Raw genomic sequence first — 17,898 nt, forward strand, 5'->3', positions numbered from 1 at the left:
CGCCCTCGTCTTCGTCGAGTTCCTCGATGTCTGGTTCGTCGGACTCGGGCTCGAAGTCCACGTCCGGGTCGCCCAGTTCGGGATTCTGGGTCGGGTCGTTATCGGCCACGTCACTGTCCTCCGGTGGGGGTTATCGAGCGACGGCTTCCATCGCGGGCGCTTCGGCCTCCCGCGTGGTCGTGGGGGTGGGCGAGCCGAGTTGGGCTGCTCGGTCGGGCTCCTCACGCTCGGCCTCGCGTGTGACGTCGCGGTCGGCTTCGCGCTCGGCCTGGCGTTCGGCAGCAGGGCGGCGGTCGATCGTGAAGTCGGTGATGTTTGGGTCGGGGGCGATGCGCTTGGCGACGAACTGCTCGTCGGTTCGCTCTTCGCCGTTGACGTCGCGCGTGTACTCGCGGGTGTAACCCTGTGCGACGATGTCGTCGCCCTTGACGTACCTGTCCGCGGACATCTCGGCGGACTTCCCGAACTGGATCAGGTCGTGGTAGGTCGGGTCGAGCTTGCGGAAGGATCCGTCCTGCTGGGGCTCGTAGTGGTTGATGCCGACGCGGGCGTAGAAGCGTGCCTGCCCGGATTCGGAGAAGGTGAGGCGGGGATCGGCGGAGATGAAGCCGTTGATCGCCTGCGACGTCTTGATAGCCATGAGAGCTGAGGTCCTTCCTGATAACAATGAGCTGTCTGGTGCCCCCGCGGTTGAGTGGGAGGCACCAGACAGGTGCGCGGGTCAGACCCCAGACGACGGACAGAACCGGCTTCAGGACGTGTGCAGGAGCGCCTCGATCTCCTTCCGATCCGTCTTCAGCTGCGTGGCGTCCTTGCGGGCAGGCCAGGCGCGCAGGTCCGTGATGATGGGGCGGGCGGTTCGGAGCATCACGACCCCGATCCCGAACGGCAGCGTGCGGATCACGTCCGGAGGCATGATCGCCACCCGGCGGATCGAGCGTTGCGCGGAGCGGTGTCCTTGCTCCCCGATGGTGACGGAATCGGTGATCTCGTCCCTTTCCCCGATCAGCGCCGACAGGTCCTGCAAGTCCCGCGAGTTCGATGCGCCGCCGAGGATGACTTTCACGATCGATGCGTCCCACAGCGCGTTGGCGTTGTTCTCCCCCCACTTCTCCCGCGCCTGGGCGAGGGACTGCAGCACCGGCAGGGTGGTGATCCCCGTGCCACCGCCTTCGGCCATCAGCGTCGGCAGTGACGGCAGCGGGGCGAGGTTGCCGATCTCGTCGAGGGCGAGGAGCATCGGCGGGTCCAGCCGGGTGCCTGGTGAGGTGGCGGCGATCTTCCGGGCAGTCTCCACGAGGTCTTCGATGAACGCGGCCACCAGCGCCGAGGACGCCCCGGCCCCCGCACCGGTGGCGAGCAGGTAGAGGGTGCCGCGGTCCCGGATGAACGTCTCCGGGTCGAACCGGTCTCGCGGCCCCGGTGTCACCGCCGCCAGCACTCGCGGGTCGGCGAACGCGCTGAACGCGAGGGAGACGCCTTGCCAGATCGAATCGCGCGTCTTGGGGTCTGATTGCAGCATCGCATCCAGAGAGTCCGCCCAGCCTTGCGCTGCGTGCGGGTTGGACTGCAGGACGCGCACCGCGTCCGCGGCGGCGGCTGGGTTCAGCGCCCACTGGTACAAGGTGGCGGCGTCTCGCCCGTCCAGCGCAGCGGCGTGGAGGAGCCCTTGGATCGCGGCAGCGGTCTTTCCCTGCCAGAAGTCACCGCCGGACACGGAGCCGAAGTTCGTGGCCGTGGCGAGCCCGGTGGCGCGGATCATCGCTGTCAGGGGGTCCTCGCATCCGCGGACTGGGGACCACTTCATACCCGTGGGGAGTCCTTCAGCGAGATGCTGCGGATCGAACACCGCGACCGGCCCTACACGCTGTCGGGCCTTCAGCGTCGCGGTGAGGTTGTCGGGCCGGGTGGAGGTCGTGATGACGGCGCCGGGGGCGTCGAGGATCGCGTTGATCACGACGTGCAACCCTTTGCCCGACCGGGGCGGCCCGATCAGCAAGATGGAGTCCTCCACGGTCGCCCACACCTCCTGCCCTTTCGACCGACCGAGGAGGTATCCGACGTCCTCAGGGGCCGGGTCCTCCAGCGAGGGCCGGAACGTGCCTGCCCGTTTCGTGAGGGCTTTCGTCCCTGCGGCCTTGGCGACATCGCGTGCAGTGGCGATGCCTTGGAGCAGGCGCGGGTCCTGCGCACGGGTCTCCTTCCCGCGCGCGATGACCCGCCACGCCCACCACGCGATGACCCCGAGGATCGCGAGTGCGATGGCGAGGACCAGCCAGTACACGACCGGGCTCAGGCCCGGCGCGCCGATCGCCTCTCCCGGGGCCGCCGGGGTGAGCAGCACGCCGAGCCCCGTGGAGGGCCCGCCAGCGGGTTGCGGAAGGCCGGTGAGGAATGCGGCGGCACTTCCGGCGGCGCGGAGTAGCCCGGCCAGGACGGCGAATCCCGCCAGGGCCGCAAGGCCCAGGTTCGCGAGCACCTGGGAGGGCTGATGCGGGTTCATCCCAGGTCCCCGACGACGTGAGCGGTGCCGGAGATGCGGCCGAACAGCAGCACCTCGCCGCCCGTTGCGAGCTCGCGTTCCTCGATCAGGTGCCGCACATGCCCGTGCCCGTCGGCAGAGGAATGCCGGATGACGACAGCGAGGGCGACGTCCTCTCCAGGCACGTATCCGTCTCCGGTCGCCTCATACAGCACCGGCATCTCGCCCCTACGCGCTGATGCTTCGGTCTCCGGTGCGGCGGCGGGTGCGGCTATCGGTGCGGGCGGGGTGAGGACGTCGGTGTAGGTGGTGCCGTCGTGTTCGATGATCTCCACCCGAAGCGGTGCTTTCCTGCGGCGCAGGACCTCTTCGATCAGCCCACCGAGGGCGTGCCTGCCGATCGGCTCCCCGGTGACGCGTGCGCCGTCGAGGGTGACGCTGATCTGATCGTTCGCGTCTACCCGGACGACGAGGTGTGGGAGTACGATCGGCACCACGAGATCCCCCTCGGCGTCGCCCGTCGTCGCACGGTTGCGTCGGGATCGGCGTGAGGGTGCATGTTCGCTCATTTTTGCCGCCCGATCATCCGCGTGGTCGTATCGAACGTCGACAGCTCGTCCGGGTGCAGCTGGTGTTGCACGACGAAGGATCGTTCCTTGATCCGCCACAGTCCCTGCCCCGTGCCCAGGCCCGGGAGAAGGGACTGTTCGGTGCCGGTGAGGCCGAGCGTGGTCGCGGTGGTGCCGAGCTGGTCGGCTTCCTGCCGGTAGATGATCCGCGTCTCCGCGTTTGCCAGCAGCGACGAGGCGAGGGCGCGCATTGCGGACCCGCTGTCGCCGACGTTGTCGAGGTCGGTCAGCTTGTGGAAGATCAACATGTTCGCGATTCCGTAATGCCTCGCCAACCTCCACTGCGCGTCCATCCGCTTGAGCAGAGCGGGATGCGACATGAGACGCCACGCTTCGTCGTAAATCACCCACCGCTGCCCGCCTTCGGGGTCCAGAAGGGCCGATTCCATCCACGCCGACGAGCACGTCATCAGTACCGAGATGAGGGTGGAGTTCTCCGCCACCCGGGACAGATCCAGCGAAATCATCGGCAGGGACGGGTCGAACACGACCGTAGAGGGACCATCGAACAGCCCCTGCAGATCTCCGGCGACCAGGCGCCTCAGTGCGTGACCGACGAGCCGTCCGTCTTCGGCGAGCCGCTGGTCGACGTCACCAGCACGGTCCGGGGTGAGGATGCGGTCGACGACCATCGGGAGGATCGGGACGTCGTTGCTGGCGACGACCGCGGAGAGGGCGACATCGATCGACGTGTGCTCAAGCGGTGACAGCGACCGCTCGAGGACGGTCTCGGCCAGCGCCCCGATGAGTTCCCGGCGGCGGGAGGCGACCTGCGTAGTCCATTCGATGTCCGTCACACCTGACGGGCGGTGACCTTCGTCGAGCGGGTTCAGCCGGTTCCTCAGACCATGACCGAGGACGATCGCCTTGCCTCCGACAGCTTGGGCGACTGGCGTGTGCTCACCTTTCGGGTCTCCGGGGACGTAGACGCGACGCCCGAACGGAATCGACCGCGTGTACAGCGACTTCGCCAGCGACGACTTCCCCGAGCCGACGATGCCGGCCAGAACGATGTTCGGCGCGGTGATGACACCGCGCTTGTACAGCTCCCACGGGTCGTACACGAACGACCCGCCGGAGTACATGTCCTGTCCGACGAAAACGCCTTCGGGCCCGAGGCCACCTTCAGCGAGGAACGGGTACGCCCCAGCGAGAGCGGCGCTGGTGTCCTGATGGGAGGGCAAACGCAGCCCCCGATGGGTGCGCAACGCCGCGTGCCCGGGCTCGCCCGAGGCAGGCAGATAGGTCGTGGCGCGGCGCTCGGCCTGTTCAGCATCGCGTCGCGCACGGGCTTCGACTTTGCGGGCAGTGATGTCCTTCGCGTGGACTGCGGCGGCGGCCTTGCGCCGGGCTCGGCGCTGCTTGCGGTGCTCGGACTCCGGCCCGATCAGCACCGTCGAGTACACGCGACGTTTCGGGGTGCTCACAGCACGACTCCTTCCTGCGCCCGCCCGGGCGGGCGGACGCAGGAAGGAGGTACGGGACCGGCGCCCCAGGAGTCAGACGGTGCGCGCCAGGGGCAGCGCAGCCGCGGTGAACGCTTGGGCTTGCTGACCGACCAGCCGCCGCGTTTCGCAGGACGCTTGGATGGCGGCCTGCTCGATCTTCGACACCGCCGCCTCCAGCTCGTCCGGATTCGGGGCGCTGACGGCGATCAGCCCGGTGTATCGGAGGATGCCGTGCCCGCTGGTGAGGTCGGCTTCCTGCTGCAGCACGTCCTGGTACTCGGCGGTCTGCTGGGCGTCCTCGACCTGCCCGATCTTCTGGCGTTGCGCGGCGTCCGAGATGTATTCGACCTTCTTCTTGCGGATGTCGCGGGCGGCCTGATCGGACCGGATCGGAGTGCACAGCAGTGAGAACGACCGCCGCACCCCGGATGCCAGGAGCACCGGGGACAGGAACCCCGGATACACCAGTGACCGCGGCCACTCGCTCACCCACAGCACCGCATGGTGCGCGCTGTCCGAGCGCAGCCCCTCCCACGTCTCCTCCACGGCCACGGGACCTGCGGTGGCGAGGTCCTGTCCGAGGTTCCCGGAGCGCTCCAGCGTCGCCGCGATCGCAGGATCGTAGGCGGAGCGCAGGATCACCGCGAGCTGCCCCGGGGTGAGCCAATCCGTAGCCTTCAGGTCCGCGGAATGCAACGCCGCGGTGAGAGTGCTCATCTCCTGCCGCAGCACCGCCGCGGCGCCCTTCATCCCGCCGCCGGCGGTGCGGATCGGGCGGGCGGCGGTCTTCATATCCAGAGCGAGGGAGATCGTCGTCGCGTGCCGTTCACCGGCCGGGCCTGCGCGATTGATCAGCTCCGCGTAGGTGCGCGACGTCCATGACTCGTCCCCCGGGTTGCCGTGCTCCGCCCACCACTGCGCAAGACCCGTCCCGGAATCCGGGAGCGTGCGTTCGAGGATCTGGAGACGGGCGATGCGTCCGGAGCGGCAGCAGGTCGCCAGCACACGACCCCACCCGGAGACCCGGCGTTCCTGCTCGCCCGGGTCCAGCAGCACGAACGCAGGGTGGGTGACCTCGAGCAGCGCGGTCAGTGTCGCCGCGTGAGGATGGTGCACCATGACCGCCCCGGTGACGGGGTCTTCGTATTGACGCAGCGATGCCATATCGCCTGGGAGGGCGAGGGTGCCGGCTGGACGCGGCTTGACGACCCGCATCCGGTAGATCGTCTGCGTCACGCTGACCCGCCACAGCCAATGCGCCCCGACCGGCAGCCACTCGACCGCCTTCCGGCCCGCGATCGGGACCCAGGTGATCGCCAGGCAGGTCACCCAGATCGGAGCCGTGTAGGCGAGGATCATCCCGCCGCCGGCGTACAGCGACCCGATGAACGCCAGCCCGGCGATCGCGAGCGCGATCACCTGGGACAGCGACAGGCCCAGGATCAGTCCCCGCCTGGTGAGGCGGGAGAACTTCACCGGTGTGAGCGGGTAGTCGTCTTTCGTGCTCTGGTGTTTCGTCACGGGTCAGTCCTTCCCCTCGGGCGCCCTATTCGGCGGCGGCGGGTCCTTCGGTGGCGGCGTCGACGACGGACCAGACGATGCGGGCGGCGGGCTCGATGGCGGTGCCTGCGGCGCCGATGGATCCGAGGGCGGTGCCGCGTTCCCGGAAGGGGGCGGGGCGCTGTCCTGGCCAGCGGCAGCTGCCTGGGTCTCTGCGGCACCGCCGATCGCGCCGCCGAGCTTCGGGCCGGCCGTGGCGGCTTCCTTGACGGCCGCCGCCGCGATGACTGCGACCGCGGCGGGTCCGGCCGCGGCCGCACCTCCTGCAGCAGTACCGCCACCTGCAGCAGCCCCGCCGCCACCCGCTGCACCACCAGCCGCACCGCCAGCGGCGCCGCCACCAGCCGCAGCACCGCCTCCGGCTCCGCCGGTACCGGCAGCCGTCGCCCCGCTCCCGCCGTCCGGGGGCGGCGTACCACCGCCCCCACCACTGTTGCCGGGCGGTGGCCCGTCGCCTTGGCCTTTCCCGTCGAGGACTTTCTGCGGGCCGTCGCCGGCGGGCTTAGACGGGGATGGCACGGGCCGGTTCATCGACTGCTTGGCCTCTTGCTCCGCACTCATCGCGTGATACATGTCGAACCCGATGAACGAGATGAACTTATAGACCATGTAGGGCGCGAACGCGGCGACGAACATGAGCACTATCCCAGCGATGGGGTCGGCGATGGATGCCAGATCGAAGTCGATCGGCTGGGACACCTGGGTGATCGCGACGAGGAACACCACGACGAGGACGAGCTTGGACAGGATCAAGGCGATCACGAACGACACCCATTTCCCGAACCAGCCGCGGGTGACATCCCAGCTCGCGCCGCTGATCGCGATCGGACCGAGCACGATCGCGACGAGCAGCAGTGCTTTGCGGATCAGGAGCGAGAACCACACGATCGCCGCTGCGGTGATCGCGAGCCCGGCGAAGAAGATGGTGATGATCGCCCCGACACCGGGGGCGGTGAGGTTGATCGCAGTGAGCCCCGCGGCGAGCAGGGCGATCTTGTCGCCCATCGCTTCCATCGAGTTCCCGGTGGCTTGGATGATGCCGATGGTCAACTGGTCGGTGATCTCCAGCAGCGTCGCGGTGAGCGTGATGATGAGGAACGACCCGAGCACGCTCTTGCCCAGTCCGAGCGCCGCCCGAGAGAGGGCGGTCGGGTCGCGACGGATGAGGCCGGTGATCAGCTGCAGGCAGAAGAAGACGAGCATGATCAGCACGGCGACGCCGAAGAGGATGTTGTAGACGCCGACATATTCCGGGGACTGGACGTCGACGAGGGTGGTGGTGTCGAAGACGTACCAGACGCCCTCGAACAACCAGGCGGCAGCTTGTCCCATTGCTTGGGCGAGCCAGTCGAACGGGGCCGCGACGAGCGTCGCGGCCCCTTCTCCGACGGCATCGCACACGTTCGAGATGACCGGGACGTCGCACAGTGCCATGACGGGCCTCCTTCCGGGGCGGGGCGGTGGTGGAGGAGGCCGTTCAGACCGCCTGGCCGACGTTCCAGAAGAAGTTGATGAGCGTCACCGACGCGCCGCAGATGATCGCGGCACCGCAGGAGACGAGGACGCCGATCTTTCCCCGCCCGGCCAGATGCGGGTTGCTGCTGTTCGCGCCGAAACCCCAGATGATCGCCGAGATGATCAACGCCAGGACGCTGAGGATCAGGCCGATCGTCATCACGGCGCCGACGATGGTGCGCAGCTGCGCGATGCCGGGCAGCCCCGAACTGTTGGGGTCGATGTCGACCTCCATCGGGGCCAGAGCGGCCACGTGGGGCAAGACGGTGGTGGTGAGATCGAGAACGGCGGACACGGGTGCTCCTTCATGAACCAGGCGGATACCCGGCCAGGCGCCGGCCGGGTATCGCACAGGTGCGCACACCGGACCCCGCACGGCAGAAAGCGGGGCGGTGGAGCCTCGTCTCCTCCACCGCCCCGCCCCTGAGCTCTCGCCTCCCGACCCGGGTTAGAGCTGCCCGCCGATCGTGATGAGCCAGTTCATCCATGCGACCCCGGCCCCGGCAAGGGCGGCAGCACCGAGCGCCGTCCACACGCCGATGCGGGCTTTCGTGGCGACCTGGTGGTGGCCGTTCGCGGAGCCGATCGCCCACATGATCGCGCACACGATGAGCATGAGGACGGCGAGGATCAACACGACGGTCAGCAGCGCACCGATGATGCTCTCGAGCTCGTTCGATCCGCCGACGGCTCCGAAATCGGGGAACACACTCCCGGACAGCACGGGCTTCGTCGGGACGTGGGGATGCGGCATGAATGCTCACCCGTCTTTCACGGAGATGTGGATGTGGTCGAAGTGGCCGCCGGTGACGTCGCCGGGGTCGTGCATGCCGCCGCCGGTATAGTGCCGCCACCCCTCGTCCGCCTGCGCGGGCGACCAGATCGTGCCTTGCCAGATGAGGTAGGAGATCCCGAGGGGCTCGGCGTTGGCTTGAAGCCATTCGGTGACCTGCCACCCGTAGGCGACCTGCTCGCTGGTTGGGTAGTGGCCGATCTGATTGCCGACGGTGACATCGCACGCCCGCCCGAGAGGATGATCCGACCGTGTCCCTGGTCGTGGTGAGTAGCACGCCCACCCGGTGTCGGCGAACGCGTTGCGGGTCTGGACGACCATGTGCGCGGTGCGGGCGGTGATCTGCCCGCTGGTGCCGGTCGGGTCATCGACCATCTCGGTGCCGTCGCCGGTGAACTCTGCCGCTGGCGTAGTAGTGCCGGCGGGTGCGCAGCCGGGGCCGGGGGTGCTGGTGCCGTCCGGTTCGGCGGCGCCGTGGTCGATAAGCCACTGGTCGGCGTCGATCGATTCGGTGCCGGTGGAGCCAGGCCGGATCTCGAAGTGCAGGTGCGCGCCGGTGGAGCGGCCGGAGGAGCCGACATCGCCGATGTGAGTGCCGGCGGTGACGGTCTGTCCTTCTCGGACGTGGATGCCGTGTTCCCACATATGCGCGTACACGGAGCGGACGGCTTCGCCTTGCACGGTGTGCTCGATGATGATGAGGCCGCCGTAGCCGCCGTTGAACTCCGACCACACGACCCGCCCGTCAGCGGCCGCGTAGATCGGGGTGCCGTCGGCGGCGGCATAGTCGGTGCCTGCGTGGTAGGTGGTCTCGCCGGTGAACGGGTCGGACCGATACCCCCAGTCGCTGGTCTTCGTCCACGTCCCCTCGGGCAGCGGGAACAGGATGCGGCTGGTTTCCGGTACCGACCCGGTGCCCCCGCCGGTGCCGGAGGGTGCCGGCACGGTGAGGGCGGCGAGGATCGCTTCGGCGACGGGCTGGTAGTTCTGATATCGCTCCGGGAACGCGCTGACCTCGACCGCCTGGGCGACCTCGCCCATGTCCATGCTCTGCCAGCCGGGGATGTCGAGCATCCCCCGTGGGGAGGGGAAGTTCGGCCCCGACGGACCGCCGTAGAACGCGCGGGCCTGGTAGGTGGTGTCCATCAGCTCGGCGACGGTGCCCCACCCGGCCTGCGGTCGCATCTGGAACAACCCGAGGGAATCGTTGTCGCTGCCGTTGCCGTCGTTCGGGTAGTCCCCGGATTCGGGGTAAACGCCGGTGTTCGACAGTTGCCGTAGCACCGACTCGGTGAGAGCGGCCATGAGCGCGATCGTGACCCCGCGGACATCGACGCCGTCGGTCTGCCCGCCGACGGTGATGATGGTCGCGGCGTGCGTGAGTTGCTTCTTGTTCAGCGTGAACGTCTCACCGTCCCGCGTGGTCACTTCCAGCTCGTCCGGGATCGGCCCCACGGTCAGCGACGACCCGGGGCCGCAGCTCGCGTTCGCGGCGGGGTTCATCAGCACCCCGACGCCGACGAGCGCGGTCGCCGGTCCTACGCACAGGGCGAGGATCGCCAGCACGACGAGGATCTTCTTCAGCACGACAGCCCCCGGGGGTCAGCGCAGCGGGTTGTCGAGCTCGGACAGCCGCAACGTGTGACAGTCGTCGAACGCGGGCTCACATGCGAGGAACACGGTGAACGACACCGGGTGTTCACTGGTTGCTTCCTGCCCGGAGACTGTGCCGGTGCGATACCGGGTGGCGTCGATGGTGACCGCGATCATCCCGTCCACGATCGTGCCCGACCGGTCCTGCGCGACCGCGTCGGCCCAGGCGTCGGGCACGACCGCAGTCTCGATGGTGAGGTGCTGGGTAGTGGCGTGCCCGGTGAGCTGCCGCCAGGCGTCGGACGCCGGGAAGTAGCCGGCGATGTCGGAGGCAAGACCGGGGGTCTCGGTTCCGGTGGGATCGGCGTCGGAGAGCACGACCTGCCCGTAGTCGGCGGGCCCGAGCCCGGATGCCGTGTCCCACGTGAAGAGGGATACGGCGACGGCGCGTGCGTACCGGATCGGGTCGTTCGTGCGCGGCAGCGGCATCAGGTCAGATGGTCCGGAGGGCGTCGAAGCCGGTGGCCGCTGTTCGGAGGCGGTCGGGGCCGGGGCAGGCGTGTTCTCGTGCGGGCGGGCGATCAGTCCGTACACGCCCAGGCCGACCAGGACGAGAAGGATGATCGTTCCGGAGATACCGGCGATCAACAGGGCGCGGCCCCGCTTGCGCGGGGCCGCATCGGCGAAATCGGTCGACATGGCAGGGGGCGTCCTTTCACAGCAGATCCGTCAACGGTGTGTGCCATGTAGGTGCGGGCGTCTGACCCCACCCGGCCGGTCATCTCACGGCACCAGGCCCGTCCTGGTGGTGGTGCGGCGTGCATCGGCGGCGGTGTCGAGGAACGCGGTCGCCTGTTTACGGTGGCTGGTGATCGCCTCCCACTGCTCGTCGGTGGCGTACTGGCCGACGAGCGTGGCGTCGTTGATCTCCCACCACCCCTCCGCTTTCGCGAGGATGTCGACCAGCCGGCGGGCGTGGTAGCGGCCCCGGACCCCGTCCGCGGACATCCCCTCATCCTCCGCACCCGATTCGCCGTCCTCCTCGGTTGCCGCAGTGGAAGTTGGCGTGAGGGCGAGCTTGCGGACACGGGCGATGGCAGCGGCGACCGCCCGGGATCGTTCCACCGGTCGGTCGATCTGCCGCACCGCGCGGAGCTCGTCGTCGGCGGCTTCCCGGACGGCGGCAGTCGCGGACTCGTTCACCGCGGTCTTCTCCAGCCAGCACACCCCGCGCAGGGCGATGACCTCGTGGTAGCGGCCGTGGACCTTCGCGTCGCCGTTGATCTCCACGACCGCTTCGGCGGCTGCCCGCCGGACTCGTTCGTCTTCGTCCTCGTTGGTTGCCAGCCGTTCCAGCGCGAGGACCTGCTCGAGCTGTTGGGAGGAGTCCCGGCCGGTCACCGCGGTCGCGGCCTGCACGCGGGACTTCCGCTTCGCCGGTGGTTGTGAATCCCAACGGCCGCTGTCGCTACCCTGATAGGTCGCGACGATCATCACTTCCTTCTCCTCCGGGTCGCTGTCGTCGGCCTCGCCGTCGTCCGAGCCCGGGAGGGCGGCGGCGCCGAACCGAGTCGCGGCCTGACGGCGGGCGTTCTCCTCGGCCAGGAGCGTCTTGTACTCCGCGTACAGGGCCGCCTTCTCCGTCGTGGTGAAATGCTTGTGGAGCAGATTGTCGTCCTGGATCGCCAGCAGCGTGCGCAGCTTGTCGGACACCTCAGATGCGATCCACACCGGGACGGTCGCATGCCCGAGCTGCCGCATCGCTTCCAGGCGGCGCCTGCCGGAGATGAGGACCCCGTCGGAGGTGATCACGATCGGGCACAGCAGCCCGAGGGTTTGGATCGACGCGGTCAGATCGCTCAGATCACCCAGCTCACGCCGGAAGGAGCGACCCAGGACGATGTCGTCGATCGGGAACTGCGCCACCGGCTGCCCATCTGCGGGCACCCTCGCGTTCATGCGGCCGCCCCTCTCGTGAACTTGCGGGAAACAGCGGCAAGCTGATGATCAGCAAGAAGATCCTCGGTACGGTCACCGAGCAGCAGCCGCGCAAAGATCCCCAGACGTGCCGGATCGGCACCGGTGGCTTCCTTCTTCGACCGCGGCCCGAGCAGCAAACGCAACAGCCCGCTCCAATCGCGAGCGGAGAACCCGAGCCGTTGCCGCATCGCGTCGTCTTTGCGGAGCACGTCGATCCCGGATTGGGTGCTCGCCAGAGTCGTCAGCCGGTGGCAGATATATTCCACCGCGGTCTCGATGGTGCGGGGATGCCAGCCTGTGCTCACCAGGAACACCGACGCGGACCGCACTACCCGTTCCACGGCGACGGTCGGTGAGGCCGGCGGGCTCGCGGCGGCGAGCACATGGTAGAAGAATGTCTCGTAGTGGCCGGCCCGCATCGGGTACTCGTCGGGACGCTGATCGGGCCTGCGGGCCTTGTCCGTCGAGGTGAGCAGACGTTCGGCGTGCACCTCGGCCGCGATGCCGAGCTCCACAGCGCGGGTGATCGCCGCCCACGGGTCCGCGGCACGGCGGATCGCCGGCGTCCGCATCGCCATGAACGCCTCGTACGCGGCATCGGCGGGGTCGCGGTGCCAGGACCGTGCGAGCGGAAGGTACTTCTCCTGCGCATACTGCATCAACGCGCGGGCGGCGGGGTGTGTGCGCCAGAGATGCTCGGCGGTGAGCTGCTCCAGCAGGACACGGAGCCCTTCGCCGGTGGTGAAGTCCGGAAGTGGTTCAGATGAAGGTTCTCTCATGAGGTCAACTCCTTAGGACGAGGTGACCAATAGGTGTGTGAACGCGACCCCAAACCCTCGGCGCGGTCAGGAACCGATCCTGTGCACTCGGGCGGCGCGTCTGGCATGAGCGTTGCTCTTCGCTCACGCTCGACCAACACCACCTCTGCCAGTGGACATGCCGCAGCGAACTCGCGGCCCGCAGCATCGGCCGACCGCCGGGGGCATAAGTTGGTCATGACCTTCGCGAACCTGTTGCAGGCCTCGCGAGCTTCGCCTCGTATCCCCTCTATAGCCATGCGCTACTCCTTCCCAGGGACTCCCGCAAGACGCGGAACGCCTTGCGGCCATGAGCTGCGTCGGGAGGATTAACGGAGCGAGGACGGATAGCAGACGGAGTGCCGACCATCAGGCTCCACAGCGAACCCGACATGTCTGGTCCGGTCTACTGACCTGCGGCGTATCCGTCGAGATGCACGTGACGAACTTGGGTCATTCGTCGAGAGTCACGGTTCATGCGGCGAGTAGCGGTAAGGGAAGCCGAGGTGACCGTCGCATTCTCTGCGAACCTGATGGGCAAGTTCGTTGGGACGATGCCATCGCCTCACAGAGCTGAGTCATTGACAGCGACAGCCTTGCCTTGTCGATGATCAGGAACCGTGTGTGGTGTGCGTCGGTATTGTGTCGGCGTGATGCCGTAGCGACGGTGGAACCAGTGGGATGCGACGCGCGGGTCGCTCCACCCGACTTCGCTCGCGGCACGCATCACGGAGATGTCTGTTTCTTCGATGAGCCGCGCGAACTCGGTGAGCCGGAGTTCAGTGAGTAGGCGCATTGGGGCGGCGCCGGCGTGCTGTACGAACATGCGGGTCAGGTGGGTTCGTGAAAGTGAGAGTTCTCGTGAGAGTGCTCCAACGGTCCACGGCTCTGCGATCCGCCCGCGAAGCAACTGGATTGCTCGACCGATGTAGCCGATAGATCCGGTGTCGGTCAGTCGTCCATTGATGGGCGTCCACGGTGTTGTGGGGGTGTCCGATGCTTCATCAAGGAAAGTTGGCAGTATCAGCCTCATCCATCGTGCGAGAAGCTCGAGAGTGTGAGTCGCGACGACTTCGGGCGAATGGGTCCCGCTACGCAGGATGCTCATCTGTCGCCATAGCGGCTCGACCTGCCGCAGGGCAGCGATACCCGGTGCAAGGACGATCGCGCGGCCGTCCCACTCGAGGGGGTGCATTCCTGCGACCACTCGCTCTGCGTCGGGAAGGAACCATGCCATCTGGGTGCGCCAGAACCGTTCGTCGGCGTAGATGGCCCAGATGCGTACGGACGGTGATGGGCGCACGCGGCACCATTTGCCGGTGCCGAGGGCAAGAGACATGCCAGGACGCAGGACGTGCACGCTCTCAGCAGTCTCGAGGGCGCAAGAGCCTTCGACGACGTTGAGTATCTTCGCGTGCCGAAATACGGTACGGCTTGATGGAACCGTGCGCACCATCTCTATGGCCGCGATATCGCCTGGTGCCCGAACCGCTGCGTAGGGGCGCGTGAACCTGAGGGGCGCAGCGGGTGGCAAGTCATGTGCGGCCTCGAACGCGTCCTCTGGCGTAGCGGCCACGCTGCGCATGGCACGCTGTCAGCTCAGCTTGCCCTCCGAGTCGCGTGGCCGCACGCGGTGTTCGCTGAGGATGGAGACCCGATTGAACATATTGATGGCTGCGGCGACCCACTCCGCGGCCGCGAACTCCTCCTCGGCGAGGGTGTTTCGGGCCTGCGCGAGCTCGGCATTCACGGCGGCGTCGAGCGGGAGTCGGGTGGCTGCTTCAGCGATCGCGAGCAAGGCTCGCTCTCGATCGCTGAACAGAGTCGACTCGCGCCAGGCGGGCAAGACGTCGAGTACTTGCTGATTGACTCCTGCGCGCCTCGCCTGCCGTGAATGCAGATCAAGGCAGAAGACGCATCCGTTCAGCTGTGACGCCCGAACCTTGACCAACTCGCTCTCCGCGGGAGTGAGCCCACGTTGCGACGCGGCCTCAGACACAGCGGTCGCGAACGTAGAAGCGGCTTCCCATGCTTCAGGGACGGCCTTGTCCATGTATGGGCGCGGTTCATGCAAGGTGGACATCAGCGATCGTCCTTGGACGAGTCACCATCGGAGTCGAGGCCCTTTCTGACCTCGTCCATATCGAGTCCTCTGACGTTCTCTACGACTTCAGCCAAGGCAGTGGGCGGTAGGGCCCCCGCCTGGCTGAAGACGAGTAACCCCTCACGGAAGGCGAGCAGAGTCGGAATCGCGGTGATCTGGGCGGCCGCGGTGATGCGCTGCTCCGACTCCGTGTCGAGCTTCGCGTGGACGACGTCCGGATTGTCTAACGATGACTTCTCGAAGACCGGCGCAAACTGGTGGCATGGTGCGCACCAGTCCGCCCAGAAGTCGACGAGGACGATGTCGTTCTGATTGATCGTGACCTCGAAGTTGTCTTCGGTCAGTTCGACGGTTGCCATGCGAGTTCTCCTCTTGTACTCATGATGCTCAGTGGTGGTGTCCGTGGGGGTTGCCGGGGAATCGCGCGTCGACGATGTCGGCATACTCCGGATGAGCGCGGATGTACGCGGCGGCGAAGGGACATGAGACCGTCGCGGTCATGTTGTCCTTGCGGAGACTGTCCAGGACGCCCCCGAGGAGCCGCGCAGCGACTCCCTTTCCACGGAACTCCGGGAACACCGAGGTTGCGAGGAGGAGCACCCGGTCGCCGGTTCTGCTGTAGAGCAGGCCTGCAGCGAGCTTGCCGTCCACGGTCGCTTCGTACAGCTCTGACTCGACGTTCTCCGTGATGACGAAGTCTTCCGCTGCGTCCGAGGAGACAGCCGGGAGGTCGGTGTCGGCGTCGGTCGCGGTCAAGCCGATCATTCCGTCGGGATGTTTCATGTCTCTCCTATCGCGAGATCTCGGTCAGCGGCCCGGTAGTACCCAGTCGGGCCGGATGAAATGGCACGAGTACCCATTGGGGTGCTTCTGCAGGTAGTCCTGGTGCTCGGGTTCGGCCTCCCAGAAAGGGCCGGCTTCGCCGACCTCGGTCACGACTTCTCCTGGCCAGCGGCCCGAAGCGTTGATCGCTTCGATCACGTGGAAGGCGACTTTCATCTGTCCCTCGGTCGTCGTGAAGATCGCTGATCGGTAACTGCGCCCGATGTCGTTTCCCTGGCGGTTCCGAGTCGTGGGGTCGTGAATCTGAAAGAAGAACTCCAGCAGTATCTGGAATCGGATGATCGAGGGGTCATAGATCACTTCGAGCGCTTCGGCGTGATCCCCGTGATTACGGTAGGTCGCGTTGGGCGTGTCGTCGTCGCCGGAGTATCCGACACGGGTGCTCACCACGCCCGGGAGCGAGCGGAAGAGTTCCTGGGCTCCCCAGAAGCAGCCGCTGGCGAGGATCACTCTCGAGGTCGGCATCGTCTTCTCTCTCTTCGCGGCGGGCAACACGCCCCTTCGGGTCACGATACGGAGCGGAGTGCTGTCCAGGTGGCCTGGCTGTGCAGCGTAATGTCCGCGACCTGCGGCGTTCGGAAGCGGGACCGGCGGTTGCAGGGAGAAGACAGCTCTCTGCAGGAGCAGGCCACACGGGGCAGAGAAGCGGACCTACCGTCAGAGGAGGCGCCGGAACTCCGGCAAGCCAGCGAACCGTGCCCTACGGTGAGGAGAGATCGTGATATCAGAGCAGATCGATTTCGAGAATGTGCGCTTTGATCCGGATCTCTCTGACTTCCATGAGCTTGCGAAGCAGATGGCCACGGGGTTCGGGTACACCGCGAAGCTGTCGATCGGTGATCGCCTAGCCGCCCTTCTCCGATTGCGGGTTGCGCAGATCAATCCGTGCTCCTACTGCCTGATCCTGCACACGCGTATCGCCGTGGAAGTCGGCATCGGCGCGGCGATGGTCGCGCACCTGGCGAGCTGGCGGCAGAGCACGATGTTCTCCGGTTCCGAAGCACTCGCACTCGCGTACTGCGAAGCGCTGACACGTTACGAGCACGAGCACTTCGATGAGATGCATCAAGGGCTGACGGTGTTTTTCGATGAGCGTGAGATCGCCGAGATCGCAGCCGTCGTCATCAACATGAACGTGTGGACGAGGCTGAAGCTCGCGCAGGGCGCGGTGCCAGTCGTATTGCCCGGTGACGAAGAGCCTGCTCGTGAGACTGAGAGCCCAGGCGTCGGGGGAAAGAAAGGGAACCCATCATGACTGACGGATCGGTCAGCGGGCAGGAGATCGAGTTCGATCTGCTTCCGCCGGATGAGAGCCTCGACTCGGATCTTCTCGGCGAAGACTCCGACGACGACGGCCCGGGATACTCTCCGCCGGAGCGGCGGTCATCCGAACTGTCGTGGGGATTCACGGCGCGCGAAGCACGCACCCGAGAACCGCTGGCGGCTCGCTTGGCGCGTGAGGTGCCGGAGTACGAACCTGAAGAGCCGATGGGCGACGGGATCGGCGACATCATCGGCACGGACGGCGAGATCCTTGACGACCAGGTCGGATCGGTACGCGCTGGGCGGCTGATCTGGACCGAACCCGGCAACCCTGACCCGTCCTCCGACTTCTGGGCATCCGACATCGGCATCGACAATGGTGCCGCCTCCGCCGAGGAGGCGGCTATCCATGTCGTCATCGACGAGGGCGACTATGACCGGCAATAGTCTGGAATCAGACCGGGGAAGCCCGGAAGACCGGCGGAGGCTGTAATGATGCAGCAGACATGGGACTCGCGCAGCATTGATCCACGTGACCGCGTGGAGACGATCCGGACGATGCTCTGCGAGAACCTCGTCCAGACAGACCTGACTCTCGACCCGCAAGGCCGCGAGGCTCGCGTGAGCGTGTCTTACCAAGACATTGGGCAGCTGAGAGCCCTGTCCGTCCAGACGGTGCCCTCGCTGGCTGCCCTCGCTATGCGCCCCCAGCGGATGATCACAGCGGACAACGACGAGTCATTGTTCGTGGTCTTCCAGCGCGGCAACCGGTCGATGCTGCGCCGTGGGGATGACCAGACCGTGATGACTCCAGGCAGCATCGTCGTTTACCCGAGCACGAGCCCCTACGTCCACGCTTTCGACGAGGGGGTCATCGGGGACTTCTTCCGA

The 17,898-nt window shown here is 67.0% G+C and carries 20 protein-coding genes; 3 read left to right on the plus strand and 17 right to left on the minus strand.

Annotated elements, in window-relative coordinates:
* Positions 1 to 130 precede the first annotated feature (130 nt).
* The 17 genes from M3C17_RS16735 to msrA all read right to left on the minus strand — a co-directional run bounded on the left by M3C17_RS16735 (position 131) and on the right by msrA (position 16,209).
* On the minus strand, positions 131 to 640 hold the full coding sequence (locus M3C17_RS16735; protein WP_074041161.1) for a single-stranded DNA-binding protein: 510 nt from the start codon (positions 638 to 640) through the stop codon (positions 131 to 133).
* Positions 641 to 751: 111 nt separating this feature from the next.
* Positions 752 to 2,503 (minus strand): type IV secretory system conjugative DNA transfer family protein, encoded by a 1,752-nt coding sequence (locus M3C17_RS16740; RefSeq protein WP_239279591.1) that lies wholly within the window; start codon positions 2,501 to 2,503, stop codon positions 752 to 754.
* Positions 2,500 to 2,976 (minus strand): hypothetical protein, encoded by a 477-nt coding sequence (locus tag M3C17_RS16745; protein ID WP_144589340.1) that lies wholly within the window; start codon positions 2,974 to 2,976, stop codon positions 2,500 to 2,502. Before M3C17_RS16745 ends, M3C17_RS16740 begins: the two co-directional genes overlap by 4 nt.
* 71 nt (positions 2,977 to 3,047) lie before the next feature.
* On the minus strand, positions 3,048 to 4,538 hold the full coding sequence (locus M3C17_RS16750) for an ATP-binding protein (RefSeq protein WP_074041163.1): 1,491 nt from the start codon (positions 4,536 to 4,538) through the stop codon (positions 3,048 to 3,050).
* Positions 4,539 to 4,610: 72 nt separating this feature from the next.
* On the minus strand, positions 4,611 to 6,080 hold the full coding sequence (locus tag M3C17_RS16755) for an SCO6880 family protein (RefSeq protein ID WP_074041164.1): 1,470 nt from the start codon (positions 6,078 to 6,080) through the stop codon (positions 4,611 to 4,613).
* A gap of 3 nt (positions 6,081 to 6,083) precedes the next feature.
* Positions 6,084 to 7,553, minus strand: coding sequence for a conjugal transfer protein TrbL (locus M3C17_RS16760; protein ID WP_074041165.1), 1,470 nt, complete (start codon positions 7,551 to 7,553; stop codon positions 6,084 to 6,086).
* Positions 7,554 to 7,596: 43 nt separating this feature from the next.
* Entirely contained in the window at positions 7,597 to 7,869 is a 273-nt protein-coding gene (locus M3C17_RS16765) for a DUF6112 family protein (protein WP_074041176.1), read from the minus strand.
* Between the two features lie 213 nt (positions 7,870 to 8,082).
* On the minus strand, positions 8,083 to 8,388 hold the full coding sequence (locus M3C17_RS16770; RefSeq protein ID WP_074041166.1) for a DUF6112 family protein: 306 nt from the start codon (positions 8,386 to 8,388) through the stop codon (positions 8,083 to 8,085).
* Positions 8,389 to 8,394: 6 nt separating this feature from the next.
* The gene (locus tag M3C17_RS16775) at positions 8,395 to 10,014 is read right to left on the minus strand and encodes a M23 family metallopeptidase (protein ID WP_235006255.1); all 1,620 of its coding nucleotides are present in this window, start codon (positions 10,012 to 10,014) and stop codon (positions 8,395 to 8,397) included.
* Positions 10,015 to 10,029: 15 nt separating this feature from the next.
* Entirely contained in the window at positions 10,030 to 10,719 is a 690-nt protein-coding gene (locus M3C17_RS16780; protein ID WP_144589458.1) for a hypothetical protein, read from the minus strand.
* Positions 10,720 to 10,803: 84 nt separating this feature from the next.
* Positions 10,804 to 11,979, minus strand: a complete 1,176-nt coding sequence (locus tag M3C17_RS16785; protein ID WP_074041168.1) for a ParB N-terminal domain-containing protein — start codon at positions 11,977 to 11,979, stop codon at positions 10,804 to 10,806.
* Entirely contained in the window at positions 11,976 to 12,779 is an 804-nt protein-coding gene (locus M3C17_RS16790) for a hypothetical protein (protein ID WP_074041169.1), read from the minus strand. The genes M3C17_RS16785 and M3C17_RS16790 overlap by 4 nt, the downstream gene beginning before the upstream one ends.
* A gap of 583 nt (positions 12,780 to 13,362) precedes the next feature.
* Positions 13,363 to 14,136 (minus strand): AraC family transcriptional regulator, encoded by a 774-nt coding sequence (locus M3C17_RS16795; protein ID WP_160126273.1) that lies wholly within the window; start codon positions 14,134 to 14,136, stop codon positions 13,363 to 13,365.
* A gap of 255 nt (positions 14,137 to 14,391) precedes the next feature.
* On the minus strand, positions 14,392 to 14,880 hold the full coding sequence (locus tag M3C17_RS16800; RefSeq protein ID WP_074041171.1) for a carboxymuconolactone decarboxylase family protein: 489 nt from the start codon (positions 14,878 to 14,880) through the stop codon (positions 14,392 to 14,394).
* Entirely contained in the window at positions 14,880 to 15,260 is a 381-nt protein-coding gene (locus tag M3C17_RS16805; RefSeq protein ID WP_119217789.1) for a co-chaperone YbbN, read from the minus strand. Before M3C17_RS16805 ends, M3C17_RS16800 begins: the two co-directional genes overlap by 1 nt.
* Positions 15,261 to 15,288: 28 nt before the next feature.
* A complete protein-coding gene (locus tag M3C17_RS16810) occupies positions 15,289 to 15,657 on the minus strand; it encodes a GNAT family N-acetyltransferase (protein ID WP_186372635.1) in 369 nt (122 codons plus the stop codon).
* A 51-nt stretch (positions 15,658 to 15,708) separates the two neighbouring features.
* Positions 15,709 to 16,209 (minus strand): peptide-methionine (S)-S-oxide reductase MsrA, encoded by a 501-nt coding sequence (msrA, locus tag M3C17_RS16815; RefSeq protein WP_119217791.1) that lies wholly within the window; start codon positions 16,207 to 16,209, stop codon positions 15,709 to 15,711.
* Positions 16,210 to 16,462: 253 nt separating this feature from the next.
* On the opposite strand from msrA, the gene M3C17_RS16820 reads away from it, so the two are divergent.
* From M3C17_RS16820 to M3C17_RS16830, 3 genes are all read left to right on the plus strand, one after another.
* Positions 16,463 to 16,999, plus strand: coding sequence for a carboxymuconolactone decarboxylase family protein (locus M3C17_RS16820; RefSeq protein ID WP_235006254.1), 537 nt, complete (start codon positions 16,463 to 16,465; stop codon positions 16,997 to 16,999).
* Positions 16,996 to 17,454 (plus strand): DUF5709 domain-containing protein, encoded by a 459-nt coding sequence (locus M3C17_RS16825; protein WP_074041172.1) that lies wholly within the window; start codon positions 16,996 to 16,998, stop codon positions 17,452 to 17,454. The genes M3C17_RS16820 and M3C17_RS16825 overlap by 4 nt, the downstream gene beginning before the upstream one ends.
* Before the next feature lie 45 nt (positions 17,455 to 17,499).
* The coding region (locus tag M3C17_RS16830) for a hypothetical protein (protein ID WP_259979108.1) at positions 17,500 to 17,898 on the plus strand (399 nt) is incomplete at its 3' end.

Source organism: Microbacterium sp. p3-SID336, from assembly GCF_025143365.1.
In the GTDB taxonomy this organism is placed as follows: Bacteria; Actinomycetota; Actinomycetes; order Actinomycetales; family Microbacteriaceae; genus Microbacterium.